This window comes from Saccharothrix coeruleofusca (genome assembly GCF_017876325.1).
Classification (GTDB): Bacteria; Actinomycetota; Actinomycetes; order Mycobacteriales; family Pseudonocardiaceae; genus Actinosynnema; species Actinosynnema coeruleofuscum.
On sequence record NZ_JAGINV010000001.1, the window covers coordinates 6351645 to 6367938 of the forward strand.

Genomic DNA, 16294 nt, shown 5'->3' on the forward strand with positions numbered 1-16294 from the left:
GTCAGGGCGGGGTGAGGTAGCCGAGCTGGTGGGCCTTGAGGGCGGGGTCGGCGACGCCGACCTCCCAGCGGGCGCCCGCCTCGGTCCAGGCGGACGGGTGGGTGCGGACCACCACGACGGCCGGGCGGCGCTGGGTGCGGGCCGCCTCGCGGGCCGCGCGGTAGGCGGCGGGCAGCGCGTCCAGGTCGGCTGCGGGGAACACGGCGCAGCCCAGTGACGCGGCGTGCGCGGCGAAGTCGGCGCGCGGCGGGTCGGCGTGCGCGGTCCGGCAGTCCGGGTACAGGTTGTTGAAACCCGCCGCGCCGTGCTGGTTCTGCAACCGGTGGATGACCGCGTAGCCGTCGTTGTCGCACACCACCGCCACGAACCCGTGGCCCGCGAACGCCGCCGAGAACAGCTCCGAGTTCAGCATCAGGTACGACCCGTCACCCAGCAGGGTGGTCACCACGCCCTCGGGCCGGGCGATCGCCGCGCCCCACGCCCCGGCCAGCTCATAGCCCATGCACGAGAACCCGTACTCGACGTCCATGGTGGCCGCCCCGACCGCCCGCCAGCCGCCGACCAGCTCGCCGGGCAGCCCGCCGGAAGCGGTCATCACGTAGTCCGCCGCCTCGGACAGCTCGTTGACCACGCCGACGACCTGCGCGTACGTCGGCAGCCCCGGCTTGGGCTCGCGCAGCGAGTCGACGTAGCAGTCCCACGCGGCGCGCTCCACGGCGGCGCGGGCCGACCACGCCTTGTCCGCGCGCCAGTCGCCGAGCAGGTCGGTCAGCTCCCGCAGCGCCTCGTCCGCGTCGCCGACCACGGACAGCGCCCCGTGCTTCACCGCGTCGAACCGGGCCGCGTTCACCGCCACCAGCCGCACCTCCGGCGAGAACACCGTCCACGACGCGGTGGTGAAGTCCTGCAACCGGGTGCCGACCGCCAGCACCACGTCCGCGGCACCGGCCAGGGTGTTGGCCGACGCGGAGCCGGTGACGCCCAGCGGTCCGACGTGCAGCGGGTGGTCGTGCGGGACCAGCGTGCGGCCCGCCGTCGTCTCGGCCACCGGCAGCAGGTGCCGCTCGGCGAACCGCACCGCCCGCCCGGCCGCGCCGGAGTAGCGGACGCCGCCGCCGAGCAGCAGCAGCGGCTTGCGGGCCGCGCGCAGCACCTCGGCCGCCCGGCCCAGCGCCGCGGTGTCCGGGCGGGGGCGCGGCGGGCGGTGCAGCACCGGCGCGAACAGCGCGTCCGGGAAGTCGTGCGACTCGGCCTGCACGTCCTGCGGCAGCGCCAGCACCACCGGGCCGCAGTCGGCCGGGTCGGTCAGCACCCGCGCCACCTGCGGCAGCGCGGCCACCAGCTGCTCGGGCCTGGTGATCCGGTCGAAGTAGCGGCTCACCGCGCGGAAGGCGTCGTTGGCCGTCGCGGTCGCGTCGCCGAAGTGCTCGACCTGCTGCAGCACCGGGTCCGGGGCGCGGCTGGCGAACACGTCGCCGGGCAGCAGCAACAGCGGCAGCCGGTTGGCGTGCGCGACGCCCGCCGCCGTCACCATGTTCAGCGCGCCCGGCCCGATCGAGGACGTGGCCACGCCCACCTGGCGGCGGTGGGTGGCCTTGGCCACGCCCACGGCGGCCAGCGCCATGCCCTGCTCGGTGTGCCCGCGCCACACCGGCAGCCGGTCGCGCACTTCCGCCAGCGCGGCGCCCACGCCGAGCACGTTGCCGTGCCCGAAGATGGCGAACACGCCGGGGAACAGCGGTCCCTCGGAGCCGTCGGGGAGCTCGGCGCGCTGCGCCAGCAGCCAGCGGACCAGCGCCTGAGCCGTGGTGAGCCTCATCCCGCCCGCCCTCCAGCGGTCGTCACCGGGCAGCGCGGGTCGGCCGCCCGCCCGGCCCAGGTGTCCCGGACCCAGCTGTGCGCGGGGTCGTCGCGGAACGCCATCGACCGCTCGGCGCCCGACCCGGCCAGCACGTTCAGGTAGTACAGGGGGTAGCCGGGGGCGGCCACGCACGGCCCGTGGTAGCCGCGCGGGACCAGGAAAACGTCGCCGTCGCGCACCACCACGTCCTCGTCGATCGCGCCGTCGTCGGCGTAGGTGCGGTGCAGCGCGAAACCCTCGCGGGAGGGGGTCACGCCGTCCCGCCCGGCCACGCGGAAGTAGTAGACCTCCTCGTTGGCCACCGGGCAGGTCTCGTCGTGCTTGTGCGGCGGGTAGGACGACCAGTTGCCGTCCGGGGTGATCAGCTCGCAGGCCATGAGCCGGTCCGCGTGGTCCCACGCGCCGGGCACGCCGAAGTTGGTGACCTGCCGGGTGGCGTTGCCCGCGCCGCGCACCTCGACCGGCACGCCCTCCGCCGGGCCGTACCGCGCGGGCAGCCTGCGCTCGCAGCGCGCCATCGGCAGGGCGACCTCCGCCCCGTCCTCCGCGCCGCCCCCCGCACCGTCCTTCGCGGACAGCGTGACCGTGGCGTCCCTGGGCACGTAGGCGAAGTCGGTGACGCGGGTGAACACGCTGTCCCGGCCCGCCAGCTCGAACCGCTCGCCGTCCACCTCGACCGCGCAACCACCCGACAGCGGCAGCACGAACGCCTCGAACACGCCGGTGCGGATCGTGCGCGGCACGCCGGGGCGCAGCAGCAGCACCCGCAGCCCGACGCGGGCCCACCCGGCGTCGTCGGGGGACAGGCGCACCGCGTCCGCGCCGTCGGCCAGCGTCCCGAGCGGTCGGTGCAGGCGCATCACCCGGCCACCTCCAGCAGCCGCTCGACCTCGGCCGGGGTCGGCATGGCGTCCGCGCAGGCCAGCCGCGAGGCGACCAGCGCGCCCGCCGCGTTGGCGTAGCGGGCGGCGCGCACCGCGTCCCAGCCCGCCAGCAGGCCGTGCGCCAGCGCCCCGCCGAACGCGTCGCCCGCGCCCAGCCCGCACACCACCTCCACCCGGTGCGGCGGCACGGTGCGGGAACCCTCGGCGGTGGCCACCAGGACACCTTCCGCGCCCCGCTTCACCACCGCCAGCCGAACACCCCGGTCGAGCAGCCGGGCGGCGGCCTCCTCGGGGTCCGCCGTGCCCACCACCACCTCGACCTCGGCGCGGTTGCCCACGGCCACCGTCACGTGGTCGAGCATCCAGCCGATCTCGCGGCGCGCGGTGGCCGCGTCCGGCCAGAACACCGGTCGGTGGTCCAGGTCGAGCACGGTGTGCGCGCGGCGGGCCCGGTGCTCCAGCACCCGGCGCTGGGTGCTGCGGGCCGGTTCGGCGCACACCCCGGTGCCGGTGACCCACAGCAGCGGCACCTCGGCCACCACGTCCCACGGCACGTCCGCGTCCTCCAGCGCCAGGTCCGGGGCGAGCGGGGCGCGGTAGAACAGCAGCGGCGGGTCCTCCGGCGGGTCCAGCGCGCAGAACACCACCGGCGTCCGCAACCCCTCGGCGGTGCCCACGAACTCCGGCGACACGCCGAAGCCCGCCAGCGCCGAGCGCACGTACGGGCCGAACCCGTCCGGCCCGACCTTGGTCAGCACCGCCGCCCGGCGGCCCAGCCGGGCGGCGGCCACCGCGACGTTGGTCGCCGTGCCGCCCAGCGACTTGGCGAACGTGCGCACCCCGGCCAGCGGCACGCCGCTCTGCTCCGGGTACAGGTCCACCCCCACCCGGCCGATGGCCAGCACCTCGGGCATCACGGGTCCACGCCCCGCAGCTCGTGGGCCAGCTCCGCCAGCTCCGCGCCGCCCGCCATCTGCCGGGTCAGCTCCTCCACGCCGATCTCGGACTTGTCGTGGCAGCCCAGCGCCCGCCCCCGCTTGAGCAGCAGGAACCGGTCGCCGACCGGGTAGGCGTGGTGCGGGTTGTGGGTGATCAGCACGACGCCCAGCCCCCGGTCGCGGGCCCGCGCCACGTGCCTGAGCACCAGCCCGGCCTGCTTCACGCCCAGCGCGGCGGTCGGCTCGTCCAGGATCAGCACCCGCGCGCCGAAGTGCACCGCCCGCGCGATGGCCACGCACTGCCGCTCGCCGCCGGACAGCGTGCCCACCGGCTGCTCCACGTCGCGCAGGTCGATGCCCATGTCGGCCAGCGCGCGGCGGGTGACCTCGCGGGCCTTCCCCCGGTCCAGGAACGGCCCCCTGCGCGGTTCGGAGCCGAGGAAGAAGTTGCGCCACACGCTCATCAGCGGCACCACGGCCAGGTCCTGGTGGACCGTGGCGATGCCCCGGTCCAGCGCGTCGCGGGGCGAGGAGAACCGGACCGGCCGCCCGTCCACCAGCAACTCGCCCTCGTCGTGCCGGTGCACCCCGGCCAGCACCTTGATCAGCGTGGACTTGCCCGCGCCGTTGTCGCCCAGCACGCAGGTGACCTCGCCCGCGTTGACCACCGCGGACACGCCGCGCAGCGCGACGACGCTGCCGTAGGTCTTGCCCACGCCCCTGACCTCGATGAGGGGAGTCATCGCCGCACCCTCTCCACCCGCCGCCGCAGCGCGTTGTTGACCAGCACGGCGGCCAGCAGCATCACGCCGAGGAACAGCTGGAACCAGTCGCTGTTCCAGTTGGCGTAGACGATGCCCTGGCGGGCCATGCCGAAGATCAGCGCGCCGACCGCCGCGCCCACCGCCGAGCCGAAGCCGCCGGTGAGCAGGCAGCCGCCGATCACCGCGGCGATGATGAACTGGAACTCCAGCCCGATGCCCTGGTTGGCCTGCACGCTGGTGAACCGCAGGATGTTGATCGAGCCGACCAGCCAGGCCGCGCCCGCCGTGGCGGTGAACAGCACCACCTTGGTCCGCCGCACCGGCACGCCGACCGCGCGCGAGACAGCCGCCGAGCCGCCCACCGCGAACACCCAGTTGCCGAACCTGGTCCGCAGCAGCACCACCGAGGCCACCGCGGTGGCCACCAGCCACCACACGACGGAGACGGGGAACCTGGTGCCGCCCAGCGAGAACGTCGAGGCGAACACGAAGCCCGCCGACTCGTAGCCGGGCGCGGCGCGCATCCCGGAGACCTGCACGGTGCCGGTCACCAGCCGCGTCACGCCCAGGTTCAGCCCCTGCAGCGCCAGGAAGGTGCCCAGCGTGACGATGAAGCTGGGCAGCCCGGTGCGCACCACCAGCCACCCGTTGAGCGCCCCCACGGCCAGCGCGAACAGCAGCGACGCCAGCAGCGCCCACCACACGTTCCAGCCCAGCCTGGTGGCCAGCACGGCGGTGACCAGCGCGGTGGACGCGGTCATCACGCCCGCCGACAGGTCGAACTCGCCGCCGATCATCAGCAGCGCCACGGCCACCGCCACGACGCCCAGCGTGGAGGCGTCGTCCAGCCAGGTCGCCACGCCCGCCGGGCTGAGGAACCGCTCGGTCGCCACCGAGAAGAACGCGAACACCACCAGCGCGCCCAGCAGCGCGCCGACCTCCGGCCGCGGCACCAGCCGGTCCAGCAGCCCGGACGCGCGCAGCCGCTCGTCGGCGCCGGACACCTTCGCCACCACCGGCGTCACCGCGTGCCGCGCTTGGCGTACTCGGCGACCCTGTCCACGTTGTCCCGGTCGACGAAGCCGGGGCCGGTGAGCACGGGCCTGCCGCCGCCCAGGGTGTTGGCGTTGTCCCGGTACAGCTTGAGCATCACGATCGGCAGGTAGCCCTGCTGGTACTGCTGCTGGTCCACGGCGAACAGCACGTCACCGGCCTTGATCGCCTCGGCCACGTCCGGGTTGAGGTCGAAGGTGGCCACCGCCGCCTCCGCCGACGCCCCCTCGACCGCGCTGACCGCGTGCACCGCCACCTGCGGGTTCAGCGCGAGCACCGCGTCCACCGCGGTGTCGGTCTGCAGCGCGCCCTTGATGCGCGCCTCGGTGTCGGTGGGGTTGTTGATGTCCACCTGGAGCGTGGCGACCGTGCCGCCGAACCCGGCCCGCGCGCCGTCGCAGCGCTGGTTGAGGCCGATGTTGCCCGCCTCGTGGATCACGCACAGCAGCTTGCCCCGGCCCGCGTCCCTGAGCTTGCGCCCGGCCTGCTCACCGGCCAGCGCCTCCTCCTGGCCGACGTGGGCGAGCGCGCCGAACGCGGCGCTGCGGTCGCCACCGGAGTTGATGGTGACCACCGGGATGCCCGCCCGGACCGCGTTGCGCACCGAGGTCTCCAGCGCGTCCGGGTTGGCCATCGACACCACGATGCCGCCGACCTGTTGGGAGACCGCGTTGTCGACCAGGGTGGCCTGCTTGCCGGGGTCGCCGTCGGAGTTGTAGTCCACCACCACGCCCAGCTGCTCCCCGGCGGCCGTGGCGCCGTTCTTGACCACGTTCCAGAACGCGTCGCCCGCCGTGCCGTGGGTGATCACCGCGACGCGCAGCTGCCCGTCCGGGGCGGTGGCCGCGTCCGTGGTGGTGCCGTCCACCGCGGCGGGGCCGCTGCACGCGACCAGCAGCGCGGTGGCCGCGACCGCGGTGGCCAGCTTGCCGGTAGGGGTCATCGTCTCTCCTGTCCGGTGAACCGGGTGAGGTGGGCCAGGCTGCGCGCGGTGTCCCGCACCGGCTCGTCCACCGCGTCGCCCTCGGTCAGCGCGGTGTCCTGCTCCAGCACCAGCCAGCCGCTGTAACCGTTGTCGCGCAGCAGTTCCACCAGTCCCCGCACGTCCACGTCGCCGTCGCCGAGCGGCACGTACATCCGCTGCCGCACCGCCTCGGCGTAGCCGGTCCGCCCGGCGCGCACGGCGGCGGCGAGGTCGGCGCGCACGTCCTTGAGGTGCACGTGCCCGATCCGGTCGGGGAAGCGGTGGGCCAGCTCCACCGGGTCCGCGCCGCCGATGAGCAGGTGGCCGGTGTCCAGGCACAGCGGCAGGTCCGAGTCGGCGAGGAAGCGCTCGACCTCGTCGGCGCGCTCGACGTGCGTGCCCACGTGCGGGTGCAGCACCGCGCGCAGGCCGTGCCGGGCCGCCCGGTCGCGGACCCGCGCCGCGTTGTCGACCAGCTCGCGCCACTGCGCGCCGGTCAGCTCGGGCCGCTCGTCGTAGCCGTCCAGGCCGGTGGCGGCGGCCAGCACCAGCACCTCGCCGCCCGCCGCGGCGAGCCGGTGGGCCACCTCCGCCGCTTCGTCCACTGTGGACCGATCGTGCAGGGTGACCGCGAGGAAACCGCCGACCAGCGCGAGCCCGTGCTCGTCCAGCAGCGCTCCGAGTGCGGCGGGATCGGACGGCAGGTAGCCCGGCGGGCCCAGCTCGGTGGCGGCCAGGCCGAGGGAGGCCATGCCCGCCAGCACGGTCGCGGGGTCGAGCACCCGGCCCCAGCCGGGCACCTCGCAGACGCCCCAGGAGATCGGCGCTCCCGCGATCCTCACGCAGGCACCTCCGCGTTCAGCCGCACCGGGGCGCCGCAGCGCCGGGACGCCTCGCACGCCTCCGCGAGCCGGAGGCTGATCAAACTCTCCCGCGCGGGCGACGGATTCGCCACCCCGCCCGCGACCACACCGGCGAAGACCGCCACCTCGTTGAGGTAGGCGCGGTGGAAGCGCTCCGGGAACCCGGAGTAGGCGTGCGGCCCCGCCTGCGGGCCGCCGGGCTCCAGCGAGGTCAGCGGGGTCCGCTCGTCCAGCCCCACGGCCAGGCAGTCGCGGCTGCCCAGCACCTCGATGCGGTGGTCGTAGCCCAGCGGGTCGTGCCTGCCGCCCGCCAGCGTGGCGTGCGCGCCGCCCGCGAACCTCAGCAGCACCACGGCGTTGTCCACGTCGTCGGCGTCGGCGAAGGCGCGGTCCACCAGCACCGAGCCGGAGGCGTAGACCTCCACCACCGGCTCGCCGACCAGCCACGGCACCGCGTCCAGGTCGTGGATCAGCAGGTCGCGGAAGATGCCACCGGACCGCGGCAGGTAGGCGGGGTCCGGCGGTCTGGCGTCGTTGCCCAGCGCCCGCACCAGGTACACCTCACCGACCTCGCCCGCGCGCAGCCTGCGGCGCAGCTCCGCCACGGCGGGGTCGAACCGCCGCTGGAACCCCACCAGCACCTCGACGCCGGACGCCTCCACCTCCGCGATCAGCGCCCGCATCTCGTCGACGTGGGCGGCGATCGGCTTCTCGCACAGCGTCGGCACGCCCGCCGCGAGCGCCGCGCGCAGCAGCGCGGGGTGCGTGGTGGTCGGCGTCGCGAGCAGCACGCCGTCGCAGGCGGCGAGCAGGGTGTCCAGGTCGCCCACCGCCCTGGTGCCCGGCAGGCGGGCCGACGCCGCTTCCGCCCGGCCGGGCGCCGGGTCGAACAGCAGCACCTCGTCGACCTCCGGCAACCCCGCGAGGTTGGTCGCGTGCATCGTGCCGATCCGACCGACTCCGGCAACCCCGATCCGCATCCGCTGGTCTCCGTCCTGGTGGGAGGGCCGATTCGGTAGAGCGCTCTACTGCGGGAACACCTCATGCTGTAACCTGCGTCACACTGGTGTCAAGGCGGCGTCCCGCGGAGGTCCGGGTGGCCAGACCGACGATGGAGGACGTGGCGCGGCGGGCCGGGGTCTCCCGCGCGCTGGTGTCGCTGGTGATGCGGGAATCCCCCAAGGTGAGCCCCCAGCGCCGCGCGGCGGTGCTCAAGGCTGCCCAGGAGCTGGGCTACTCGCCGCACGCCATGGCCCGCTCGCTGGCCAGCCGCACCTCCCGCGTGCTCGGCGTGATGCTGTCGGACCTGCACAACGCCTTCTTCGCCGAGGTCGTCGACGGCATCGACGAGGTGGCGCGGAGCCAGGGCTTCGACCTGATCATCAACACCGGCGGGCGGTCGCCCGCGCGCGAGCGGCGCGCGCTGGAGAGCCTGCTGTCGTTCCGCCCGGCGGGACTGGCCCTGCTGTCCCCGGTGGTGCCGATGTCGGCCATCGGCCGCGCGGCCGACCAGACCGCCGTCGCACTGGTGGCACGATCCTCCCGCTTGTCCACTGTGGACACGGTCAACGACGACGGCGAGCGCGGCATCGGACTGGCCGTGGACCACCTGGTGTCGTTGGGGCACAAGCGGATCGCCCACCTCGACGGCGGACGCGGCAGCCAGGCGGCGATCCGCCGTCGCGGCTACCTCGCCGCCATGGCGCGGCACGGGCTCGCGCCGCGCGTGGTGGCTAGCGAGTACACCGACGCCGCGGGCGCGCGGGCGGTGCGGGAACTGGCGCCCGACATGCCGACGGGAATCGTGTCCTGCAACGACTTCAACGCCGTCGGCGTGATCTCGGCGTTGGTGGAGGCCGGGTTCCGGGTGCCGCGCGACGTGTCCGTGGTCGGCTACGACAACACCTCGCTGGCGGCGCTGCGGCACGTGTCGCTGACCACGGTCGACCAGCCGCGCGAGGAGTTCGGCAGGCTCGCGGCGCAAGCGCTGCTGCAACGGGTGCGGGGCGAGCGGGCCGAACCCGTGCGGCACCTGCTGCGCCCGTCGCTGGTGGTCCGCGCGACCACCGCGCCACCGGGCGGAACCCCGAACCATTCCTGACCAATGGGACCGGAGCACACCTCCGCGCGCCGTCGTCGTAGTCTCGCCCGGAGGTGATCAGTGCCTGGTCCGCACTGTGGTCCTCACCTCCCGATCCGCGTGGTCGGACGTGGCGCTCCCGTGCGCGGAGACATCCCGCTCCCGCGCCAGGGGTTCCGGTCGTGGTCGTCCTGGAGGTGCCAGTGAGTGGGCTCGCGTGGCAGCTGGTGGTCGTCGCGTCGACGGGCGCGGTATTAGCCGTGTCCACCTTCCCCGGTCACGCGCTGCCGCTCGGCGTGGCGCTGGTGGTCGGCGCGCTGCTGGCCCTCTGGGCGCGCGCGCGGAACCACGGCCTGCGGTCGGGTGAGCTCACCGCCCTGGTGCGCTACCGCGAGGCGCTGCTGCGCGGCGTCGAGGAAGGCGTGCTCGCGCTCGACCCCCGGCACCGGATCACCCTGGTCAACGACCGGGCACGGGAGCTGCTGGCGCTGCCCGCCGACTGCGTCGGCCGGTCGGTGCACGAGCTGGGCTTCGACGAGCGGGTCCGCGACGCGCTCACCGGCCGGTCCCCCCGGCCGGACCAGCTGCTGCTCGGCCGCGGCCGGGTGGTCGTGCTGACCCACGTGCCGCTGGACGCGCACAGCGCGGTGGTGACGGTCAGGGACCGCACCGAGCTGACCGCCCTGCGGCAGGAGCTGGACGCCTGCCGCCGCGCCACCGACGCGCTGCGCGCGCAGGCCCACGAGTTCAGCAACCGCCTGCACGCCATCGCGGGCCTGGTGGAGATGGGCCGGTTCGACGAGGTGCGCGGGTTCATCGAGCGGATCGGCGGCGCGCAGGGCCGGTGGCACGCCGAGGTCCGCGAGCACATCGCCGACCCGGCCGTGGCGGCGCTGCTGATCGCCAAGTCCGGCCTGGCCGGGGAGCGCGGCGTCGGGCTGCGGCTGTCGCCGGGCAGCGCGCTGGGCGAGGTGGACGAGGCGCTGTCCACGGACCTGGTGACCGTGCTGGGCAACCTGGTCGACAACGCCGTGGACGCGCTGGGCAGCTCCGGTGGGTGGGTCGAGGTGTCCGTGCGCGAGGACGACGACGAGGTGCTCGTGGTGGTGCGGGACTCCGGGCCCGGCGTGGCCCCGGAGCTGGCCGACGAGGTGTTCCGGCACGGGTTCACCACCAAGGCGGGCCAGCAGGGGGCGCGCGGCCTGGGGCTCGCCCTGACCCGGCAGACCTGCCTGCGCCGCGGCGGTTCGGTGCGCGTGCACAACGACGGCGGCGCCGTCTTCACCGCCCACCTCCCCACATCGGCAAGTACTACCCGGTGCGCCCCAGGGGGCCGGTAACTACTACCGGGCAGGCCCCAACGCTCGGTTCGCGTGGCCTGGAGGGTGAACTCGGGGGGTCAGTCCCAGCTGGAGGGGCGGCGGGACTGCTTGGTCCGGGAGCGCTGCTTCTTGGCGGCGATGCGGCGTTCCTGGGAGCCCTTGGTGGGCTTGGTGGCGCGGCGCACCGCCGGGGGCGCGGCGGCGGCGTCGCGCAGCAGGCGGGCCAGGCGCTCGCGGGCGGCCTGGCGGTTCTGCAGCTGGGCGCGGTGCTCGCTGGCCACGACGGTGACCACACCGCCGGTGAGGCGGTTGTGCAACCTGCCGAGCATCCGGGTGCGCAGCCAGTCCGGCACGGACGGCGAGGCAGCCAGGTCGAACGAGAGCTCGACCCGGCTGTCCGCCGTGTTCACGCCCTGGCCGCCGGGGCCGGACGACCGGGAGAAGCGCTCGCGCAGCTCACCCGCCGGGATCACCAGCGTGCGCGTCACGGTCAAGTCGTCGGCCACGAGGACAAGGTTAGAACGCGACCCCCGGCAGAGTCGCGATCTTTGCCAGCTGCTCCCACGTCAGCGGCATCGGACCGGCGGGCCCGGCCTGGGTGTGGTCCGTGGCGCTGGCCTGGAACAGCGTGCCGTCGGCGTGCTGGTAGGTCACGGCGAGCCTGCGGTCGCCGCCGAGCTGGTGGTCCTCCACGATGATCCGCTTGCCGTCCACCTGGCGTTCCCAGCACTGCAGACCGGGGATGGACGAGGAGTCCGCGCAGCCCACCTGCCGCTCCATGCGCAGGGACAGCCGCAGCTGACCGCTGCCGGTGGCCGTGGTGACGTCAGCGGCCAGCTGGTAGCCGTCGGGGGTGGGCCGCATCTCCAGCTGCCCGGCCGGGATCGGCGTGTACTGCCCCTGGGGCAGCACGCCCGAGGAGGTCACCAGCGAGGTCAGCGCGGCGGCGCGCTCGGCGGTGACCGGCTTGGGCGGCCGGGGCCGGTTCGGGTCCGCGGGCTTGGAGGTGGCGCTCACCTCCAGCCCTCCGGAGGGGTCCGCGCTGGCGGGCGCGGACGAGTAGTGCGTGCTCGGCGGCGTGCTGCCCAGCGTGGTCGACGGCCCGCCTGCGGTCGTGCTGGTGAGCGGGGGTGCGCTCGACGACGGTGCGCCGCCGATCCCGATGCCGCCACCGCGACCGCCCAGCAGGACGGGGACGGTCACCGCGGCCACGGCGGCGAACACCGCCATGCCGGTGGCCGCGCTGCGCACCGCCAGCCTGCGCCGCCCGGACTTCACGATCGCTTCCCGGTCGACGCGCAACGGCGGCTCGTCGCCGAACGCGGTGCCCAGGATTTCCTTGATGTCGCTCATCGCTGCTCCTCCAGGACGTGGGAGCCGAGAAGTTCGCGCAGCTTCGCCAACCCCTTGGCGGCCTGGCTCTTCACGGTTCCCTCGGTGCGACCGAGCAAGCGGGCGGTTTCGGTGAGGCTGAGGTCCTCCCAGTAGCGGAGCACCACGACGGCGCGCTGGCCGGGCGGGAGCGCGGCCAGCGCCCGCCGCACCGCCGGGTCGCCGGGTTCGGCCGCCGACACCGGGGTGTCGGGCGGCGTGTCGACGACCGTCTCCCTGCGGCGGAAGCCGCGCCTGCCCTCGTCGATCGCCGCGCGCACCAGGATCTTGCGGGCGTAGGCGTCCACCGCCCCGTCCCGGCGCACGCGCGGCCAGGCCACGTAGAGCTTGGTCAGCGCGGTCTGGACCAGGTCTTCGGCGCGGTGCCAGTCCCCGCACAGCAGGTACGCGGTCCTGCGCATCACCAGCGCACGGGCGTCGACGAACTCACCGAACTCGCGATCGCGATTCACTCACCCTCCTCGGTCGCCGCTTGGTACGGAGCGACGAGCGCCGGGCGTTGCCTCAGGATCGCTTGATGTTCGCGACGAACGCGGCAGCGGCACGCCTGCTGAAGATCAGGGTGGGGCGGGGGTTCTTGCTGTCCCGGTAGCCGACCACTTCCCCGGTCCAGCCCACCTCGACGCATGTGGAGTTGTCGACGCTGCGCGAGGACTTGCGCCAGTTGGTGATCACTGCGCTTCCTTTCTCAACCGCTCGAGGAAGGCCCGCGACCGCTGCGGGTTCAGGGCCAGATGACGAAGATGATTCATCACCTGCGCGTAGTCCTCTACCGCATCAGCGGAGTCGTAGTAGTAGGCGTGGTGGCGGGTCTCCTCGTAGGCGACTCGCCAGTCATCTTCGAAGCGCAGCAGGAAGAAAGGGCCTTTCAAGGCGGGGTGCAATCCCACTTCGCGTGGCATCACCTGCAAAGTGACGTTCTGCCGTTCCGTCATGTCCAGCAGGTGCTCGAACTGCTCGCGCATCACCTCGGCATTGGCGACGGGGCGGCGCAGCGCCTGTTCTTCGAGGACGCACCAGAGTCGCGCCGGGGCGGTCTCCCGCGTGATCACCGACTGCCGCTGCACCCGCAGGGCGACGCTCTGCTCGACGTCCACACCAGGCGTGATCGACGCGTGGTAGCCGATCAGCGCTCGTGCGTACGCCTCGGTCTGGAGCAGGCCGGTGACCGACATCGACTCGAACGCCTCGATGTCGGTGGCCACGGCTTCCAGCCCGATCGCCAGCTCGAAGTCGTTCATGCTGCTGATCGGGGCGCCGGTGCCGTCGGTGCGCTGCTTGGCCCTGGACAGCAGTTCCAGCATCATCGGCACCCGGTCCGGGCAGCCGAACAAGTCCATCAGGACTTCCACGGCGGGTTTGCTCGGCAGGTTGCGGCCGCTGGTCAGGTGGGTGAAGCCGACGCGGGAGATGCCCAGCCGCTCACCGGCTCGGGCGTGGGTCACGCCCGCCTGCTCGCGCAGCCGCTCCAGTTCGTACTGGAGCACGCGCCTGGCCACCCTCGGACCGAAAGCCACCCGCACTCCCGCCCACCTCCCACCCGATCGGGGAATCACTCGAATTACATGTTCTGCCGATAACCAGCTCTGAAATGCAGAACCGGTTCTGAGTGTGTCAGGTGGAGGAGAAACACGAATGAGCGATATCGCGGTCCGCGCCCCCGGTCTGCCCGAACTGGTGGGCGACTGGCCGGGCGAACCCGAGGTGATCCGCTGGGTGGCGATCACGCCCGAGGGCGAGGTCCCGCGCGCGCTGGCCCGCGCCGAGTAGGCGGCCGAGTAGGCGTCAGCCCGCCGGGACGCGGCGGCGCAGGTCGGCGACCAGGTTCAGCATGGCTCCCCGGAAGATCTCCGCCTGCCCAGGGCCGATGAACGCGGTGTGCCCGAAGACCTCCAGCACCACGAGGCCGTGCATGTGCCCCCACGCGCTGACGAACGCGGCGACGGCGGAGGGCGGCAGCCCGCCCGCCGCCTCCTGCGGGAGCGCGGCCAGGTGCGTGCCCAGCTCCGGGCTCAGCGGCGGGAACTCGACGCGGGTCAGCTGCTCCTCGGTGAACTCGGCGAACAGCTCGCGCACGAACAGGCCGCCGAAGCGGCGGGCTCCCGCCGTGGTGCGGCCGTCGGCGGGGGCCTGGTAGTGCGGCAGCGGGGTGCCGTAGATGAGCTGGAACTGGGCCGGGTGCTCGATCGCCCACGTCCGGAAGCCCTCCGCGGCGACGACGAACCCCGGCAGCCCGCTGTCCGGCGCGGCGTCGAGCGCCGACTCCACGGCGTCGGCCAGCGCGTGGTACGCCTCCGTGATCAGGGCCGTGATCAGCTCGTCGCGGCTGGGGAAGTAGTGGTAGAGGGCTTGGACCGTCATGCCGAGGTCGCGGGCGACCGAGCGCAGGGAGAGTCCGGCCGGGCCGTGCGCGGCGATGTCGTCGCGGGCGGCGTCGAGGATTTCGCGGATCGCGGCGGCGCGGCGGCGCTGGCGGAGCGGCACTGTCACCCGAGCAGTGTAAACACCGCTTCACACTGTTAGGCAAAACTGGCACTGCTCACTTCTGTTGATGGTCGTTATGGTCGTCTCGCGGCCGCTTCCCGATCAGCGAACACAGAGAGACCGACATGACCACGAACGTTTCCCCGCTCGTCGACAAGTGGTTCCGCATGTGGAACGGCGACCTCGCCCTCGTCGAGGACGTCGCCACGCCGGACATCCGCGTGCACGCCACGAAGCTGGACGGCGGCGAACTCCCGCTCGTCGGCCGCGAGGAGCTGACGGGCTGGGTCGGGGGCGCCCGCTCGGCGTTCACCACCCTCGACTACGCCCTGGAGGTCGGCCCCGTCGTGGAGGACGACCTGGTCGCCATGCGCTGGTCCGCCGCGGGCGTCTACGGCGGTGGAATCCCCGGCGCCGCCGCCGAGCGGGGCGCGAAGGTGGCCTTCACCGGGATGGACATCCTGCGGGTGGTCGACGGCAAGTTCGCCGAGTACTGGATCAACTCCGACCTGCACGTCATGCTGGCCCAGCTCAAGATCTCGGCCTGAAACGACGTCGGCGCGGCCCCCGCGCCGAGGGGCCGCGCCGACGTCGTCACCGGCTCTAGAACCTGGGGTGGTCGCCGACCAGGGCGGTCGGCTCCTCCGACGGCTCGATCTCACCGAGCACCCACGCGGGCACGTGCCGCGCGGTCAGCACGGCCAGCGCGCGGTCCACGTCCTCGGGCGAGACCACGGCGACCATGCCGACGCCCATGTTGAACGTCTTCTCCATCTCCGCGCGCTCGACCCGGCCGCGCTGGGCGATCAGGGCGAACACCGGGGCGGGCGTCCAGGTGCCCCGGTCGAGCCTGGCGCGCAGGCCCTTGGGCAGCACGCGGGCCAGGTTGGCCGCCAGGCCGCCGCCGGTGACGTGCGCGAAGGTGCGCACCTCGGCCTCGGCGGCCAGCGCCAGGCAGTCCTTGGCGTAGATGCGGGTGGGCTCCAGCAGCTCCTCGCCCAGGGTGCGGCCGAACTCCTCGACGTGGCCCTCCAGCGGCATCCTGGCGATCTCCAGCAGCACGTGCCTGGCCAGCGAGTAGCCGTTGGAGTGCAGGCCGGAGGAGCCCATGGCGATCACCACGTCGCCGTCGCGGACCCGCTCCGGGCCCAGCATCGCCGACGCCTCGACCACGCCGACCCCGGTGCCGGAGATGTCGTAGTCGCTGGAGGCCATCAGGCCGGGGTGCTCGGCGGTCTCGCCGCCCAGCAGCGCGCACCCGGCCCGCACGCAGCCCTCGGAGATGCCCTTGACCAGCGCGGCCACCTTGTCCGGGACGACCTTGCCGATGGCGATGTAGTCCTGCATGAACAGCGGCTCCGCGCCGCACACCACCAGGTCGTCCACCACCATCGCGACCAGGTCGATGCCGACGGTGTCGTGCTTGTCCAACGCCTGGGCGACGGCGATCTTGGTGCCCACGCCGTCGGTGGAGGAGGCCAGCACCGGCTCCTTCCACCGGTCCAGCTTGAGCTGGAACAGGCCGGCGAAGCCGCCGATGCCGCCGAGCACCTCGGGCCGCTGCGCCCGCGCCGCCCACGGCTTGAGCTTCTCCACCGCCTCGTCGCCGGCCTCGATGCTCACACCCGCTGCGGCGTAGGTCGCCTTGGCGCTGTCCGTCACGTCACCTTGCTCCATCTATCGGGGCCG

19 protein-coding genes are annotated in these 16294 nt (G+C 73.9%); 4 read left to right on the forward strand and 15 right to left on the reverse strand.

Features of this window, described 5'->3' with window-relative positions; all coding sequences use genetic code 11:
* Nucleotide 1 precedes the first annotated feature (1 nt).
* From iolD to JOF41_RS29095, 8 genes are read right to left on the reverse strand one after another with little or no spacing between them, the layout of a single operon-like run.
* A complete protein-coding gene (gene iolD / locus JOF41_RS29060) occupies nucleotides 2-1819 on the reverse strand; it encodes a 3D-(3,5/4)-trihydroxycyclohexane-1,2-dione acylhydrolase (decyclizing) (RefSeq protein ID WP_209623248.1) in 1818 nt (605 codons plus the stop codon).
* A complete protein-coding gene (gene iolB, locus JOF41_RS29065; protein WP_189227042.1) occupies nucleotides 1816-2724 on the reverse strand; it encodes a 5-deoxy-glucuronate isomerase in 909 nt (302 codons plus the stop codon). Before iolB ends, iolD begins: the two co-directional genes overlap by 4 nt.
* Entirely contained in the window at nucleotides 2721-3659 is a 939-nt protein-coding gene (gene iolC / locus JOF41_RS29070; RefSeq protein WP_209623250.1) for a 5-dehydro-2-deoxygluconokinase, read from the reverse strand. The genes iolB and iolC overlap by 4 nt, the downstream gene beginning before the upstream one ends.
* Nucleotides 3659-4426: an ATP-binding cassette domain-containing protein gene (locus JOF41_RS29075; RefSeq protein ID WP_209623252.1), complete on the reverse strand. Its 768-nt coding sequence runs from the start codon at nucleotides 4424-4426 to the stop codon at nucleotides 3659-3661. Before JOF41_RS29075 ends, iolC begins: the two co-directional genes overlap by 1 nt.
* Nucleotides 4423-5451 (reverse strand): ABC transporter permease, encoded by a 1029-nt coding sequence (locus JOF41_RS29080; protein ID WP_209624504.1) that lies wholly within the window; start codon nucleotides 5449-5451, stop codon nucleotides 4423-4425. Before JOF41_RS29080 ends, JOF41_RS29075 begins: the two co-directional genes overlap by 4 nt.
* 17 nt (nucleotides 5452-5468) lie before the next feature.
* A complete protein-coding gene (locus JOF41_RS29085; RefSeq protein ID WP_189227038.1) occupies nucleotides 5469-6443 on the reverse strand; it encodes a sugar ABC transporter substrate-binding protein in 975 nt (324 codons plus the stop codon).
* A complete protein-coding gene (locus tag JOF41_RS29090) occupies nucleotides 6440-7306 on the reverse strand; it encodes a TIM barrel protein (protein ID WP_209623254.1) in 867 nt (288 codons plus the stop codon). Before JOF41_RS29090 ends, JOF41_RS29085 begins: the two co-directional genes overlap by 4 nt.
* A complete protein-coding gene (locus JOF41_RS29095; protein ID WP_189227036.1) occupies nucleotides 7303-8307 on the reverse strand; it encodes a Gfo/Idh/MocA family protein in 1005 nt (334 codons plus the stop codon). Before JOF41_RS29095 ends, JOF41_RS29090 begins: the two co-directional genes overlap by 4 nt.
* Nucleotides 8308-8423: 116 nt before the next feature.
* Between JOF41_RS29095 and JOF41_RS29100 the strand changes: the two genes are divergently transcribed.
* Complete coding sequence (locus JOF41_RS29100; protein WP_209623256.1) at nucleotides 8424-9428, forward strand: LacI family DNA-binding transcriptional regulator; 1005 nt, start codon at nucleotides 8424-8426, stop codon at nucleotides 9426-9428.
* Nucleotides 9429-9610: 182 nt separating this feature from the next.
* Nucleotides 9611-10747, forward strand: coding sequence for a sensor histidine kinase (locus tag JOF41_RS29105; protein WP_307867558.1), 1137 nt, complete (start codon nucleotides 9611-9613; stop codon nucleotides 10745-10747).
* A gap of 59 nt (nucleotides 10748-10806) precedes the next feature.
* Here the strand turns inward: JOF41_RS29105 and arfB are convergent, their stop codons facing one another.
* The 5 genes from arfB to JOF41_RS29130 are packed head-to-tail and all read right to left on the reverse strand — an operon-like array spanning nucleotide 10807 to nucleotide 13638.
* On the reverse strand, nucleotides 10807-11235 hold the full coding sequence (arfB, locus tag JOF41_RS29110; protein ID WP_189227033.1) for an alternative ribosome rescue aminoacyl-tRNA hydrolase ArfB: 429 nt from the start codon (nucleotides 11233-11235) through the stop codon (nucleotides 10807-10809).
* A gap of 10 nt (nucleotides 11236-11245) precedes the next feature.
* Nucleotides 11246-12082, reverse strand: a complete 837-nt coding sequence (locus JOF41_RS29115; protein WP_209623260.1) for a hypothetical protein — start codon at nucleotides 12080-12082, stop codon at nucleotides 11246-11248.
* Nucleotides 12079-12573 (reverse strand): SigE family RNA polymerase sigma factor, encoded by a 495-nt coding sequence (locus tag JOF41_RS29120; protein ID WP_189227031.1) that lies wholly within the window; start codon nucleotides 12571-12573, stop codon nucleotides 12079-12081. Before JOF41_RS29120 ends, JOF41_RS29115 begins: the two co-directional genes overlap by 4 nt.
* A gap of 52 nt (nucleotides 12574-12625) precedes the next feature.
* Nucleotides 12626-12796, reverse strand: a complete 171-nt coding sequence (locus tag JOF41_RS29125) for a DUF397 domain-containing protein (RefSeq protein WP_209623262.1) — start codon at nucleotides 12794-12796, stop codon at nucleotides 12626-12628.
* Nucleotides 12793-13638 (reverse strand): helix-turn-helix domain-containing protein, encoded by an 846-nt coding sequence (locus tag JOF41_RS29130; RefSeq protein ID WP_209623264.1) that lies wholly within the window; start codon nucleotides 13636-13638, stop codon nucleotides 12793-12795. Before JOF41_RS29130 ends, JOF41_RS29125 begins: the two co-directional genes overlap by 4 nt.
* Before the next feature lie 118 nt (nucleotides 13639-13756).
* Between JOF41_RS29130 and JOF41_RS37970 the strand changes: the two genes are divergently transcribed.
* Nucleotides 13757-13891: a hypothetical protein gene (locus tag JOF41_RS37970; protein ID WP_276515720.1), complete on the forward strand. Its 135-nt coding sequence runs from the start codon at nucleotides 13757-13759 to the stop codon at nucleotides 13889-13891.
* Nucleotides 13892-13906: 15 nt separating this feature from the next.
* Here JOF41_RS37970 and JOF41_RS29135 read toward each other — a convergent pair whose 3' ends face one another.
* Nucleotides 13907-14611 (reverse strand): TetR/AcrR family transcriptional regulator, encoded by a 705-nt coding sequence (locus tag JOF41_RS29135; protein WP_307867559.1) that lies wholly within the window; start codon nucleotides 14609-14611, stop codon nucleotides 13907-13909.
* Between the two features lie 119 nt (nucleotides 14612-14730).
* On the opposite strand from JOF41_RS29135, the gene JOF41_RS29140 reads away from it, so the two are divergent.
* The gene (locus JOF41_RS29140) at nucleotides 14731-15153 is read left to right on the forward strand and encodes an ester cyclase (RefSeq protein WP_189227028.1); all 423 of its coding nucleotides are present in this window, start codon (nucleotides 14731-14733) and stop codon (nucleotides 15151-15153) included.
* A 55-nt stretch (nucleotides 15154-15208) separates the two neighbouring features.
* On the opposite strand, the gene purM is transcribed toward JOF41_RS29140, so the two are convergent.
* Nucleotides 15209-16282 carry a phosphoribosylformylglycinamidine cyclo-ligase gene (gene purM, locus JOF41_RS29145; protein ID WP_244989723.1) on the reverse strand — a complete coding sequence of 358 codons (1074 nt, stop codon included), beginning with the start codon at nucleotides 16280-16282 and terminating at the stop codon, nucleotides 15209-15211.
* Nucleotides 16283-16294 lie beyond the last annotated feature (12 nt).

Excerpts from the sequence above, each read along its gene's own strand:
- iolD (WP_209623248.1), bottom strand. The coding sequence starts at position 1,819 with ATGAGGCTCACCACGGCTCAGGCGCTGGTCCGCTGGCTGCTGGCGCAG.
- iolC (WP_209623250.1), bottom strand. The coding sequence starts at position 3,659 with ATGCCCGAGGTGCTGGCCATCGGCCGGGTGGGGGTGGACCTGTACCCG.
- JOF41_RS29075 (WP_209623252.1), bottom strand. The coding sequence starts at position 4,426 with ATGACTCCCCTCATCGAGGTCAGGGGCGTGGGCAAGACCTACGGCAGC.
- JOF41_RS29085 (WP_189227038.1), bottom strand. The coding sequence starts at position 6,443 with ATGACCCCTACCGGCAAGCTGGCCACCGCGGTCGCGGCCACCGCGCTG.
- JOF41_RS29095 (WP_189227036.1), bottom strand. The coding sequence starts at position 8,307 with ATGCGGATCGGGGTTGCCGGAGTCGGTCGGATCGGCACGATGCACGCG.
- JOF41_RS29115 (WP_209623260.1), bottom strand. The coding sequence starts at position 12,082 with ATGAGCGACATCAAGGAAATCCTGGGCACCGCGTTCGGCGACGAGCCG.
- JOF41_RS37970 (WP_276515720.1), top strand. The coding sequence starts at position 13,757 with ATGAGCGATATCGCGGTCCGCGCCCCCGGTCTGCCCGAACTGGTGGGC.
- JOF41_RS29140 (WP_189227028.1), top strand. The coding sequence starts at position 14,731 with ATGACCACGAACGTTTCCCCGCTCGTCGACAAGTGGTTCCGCATGTGG.
- purM (WP_244989723.1), bottom strand. The coding sequence starts at position 16,282 with ATGGAGCAAGGTGACGTGACGGACAGCGCCAAGGCGACCTACGCCGCA.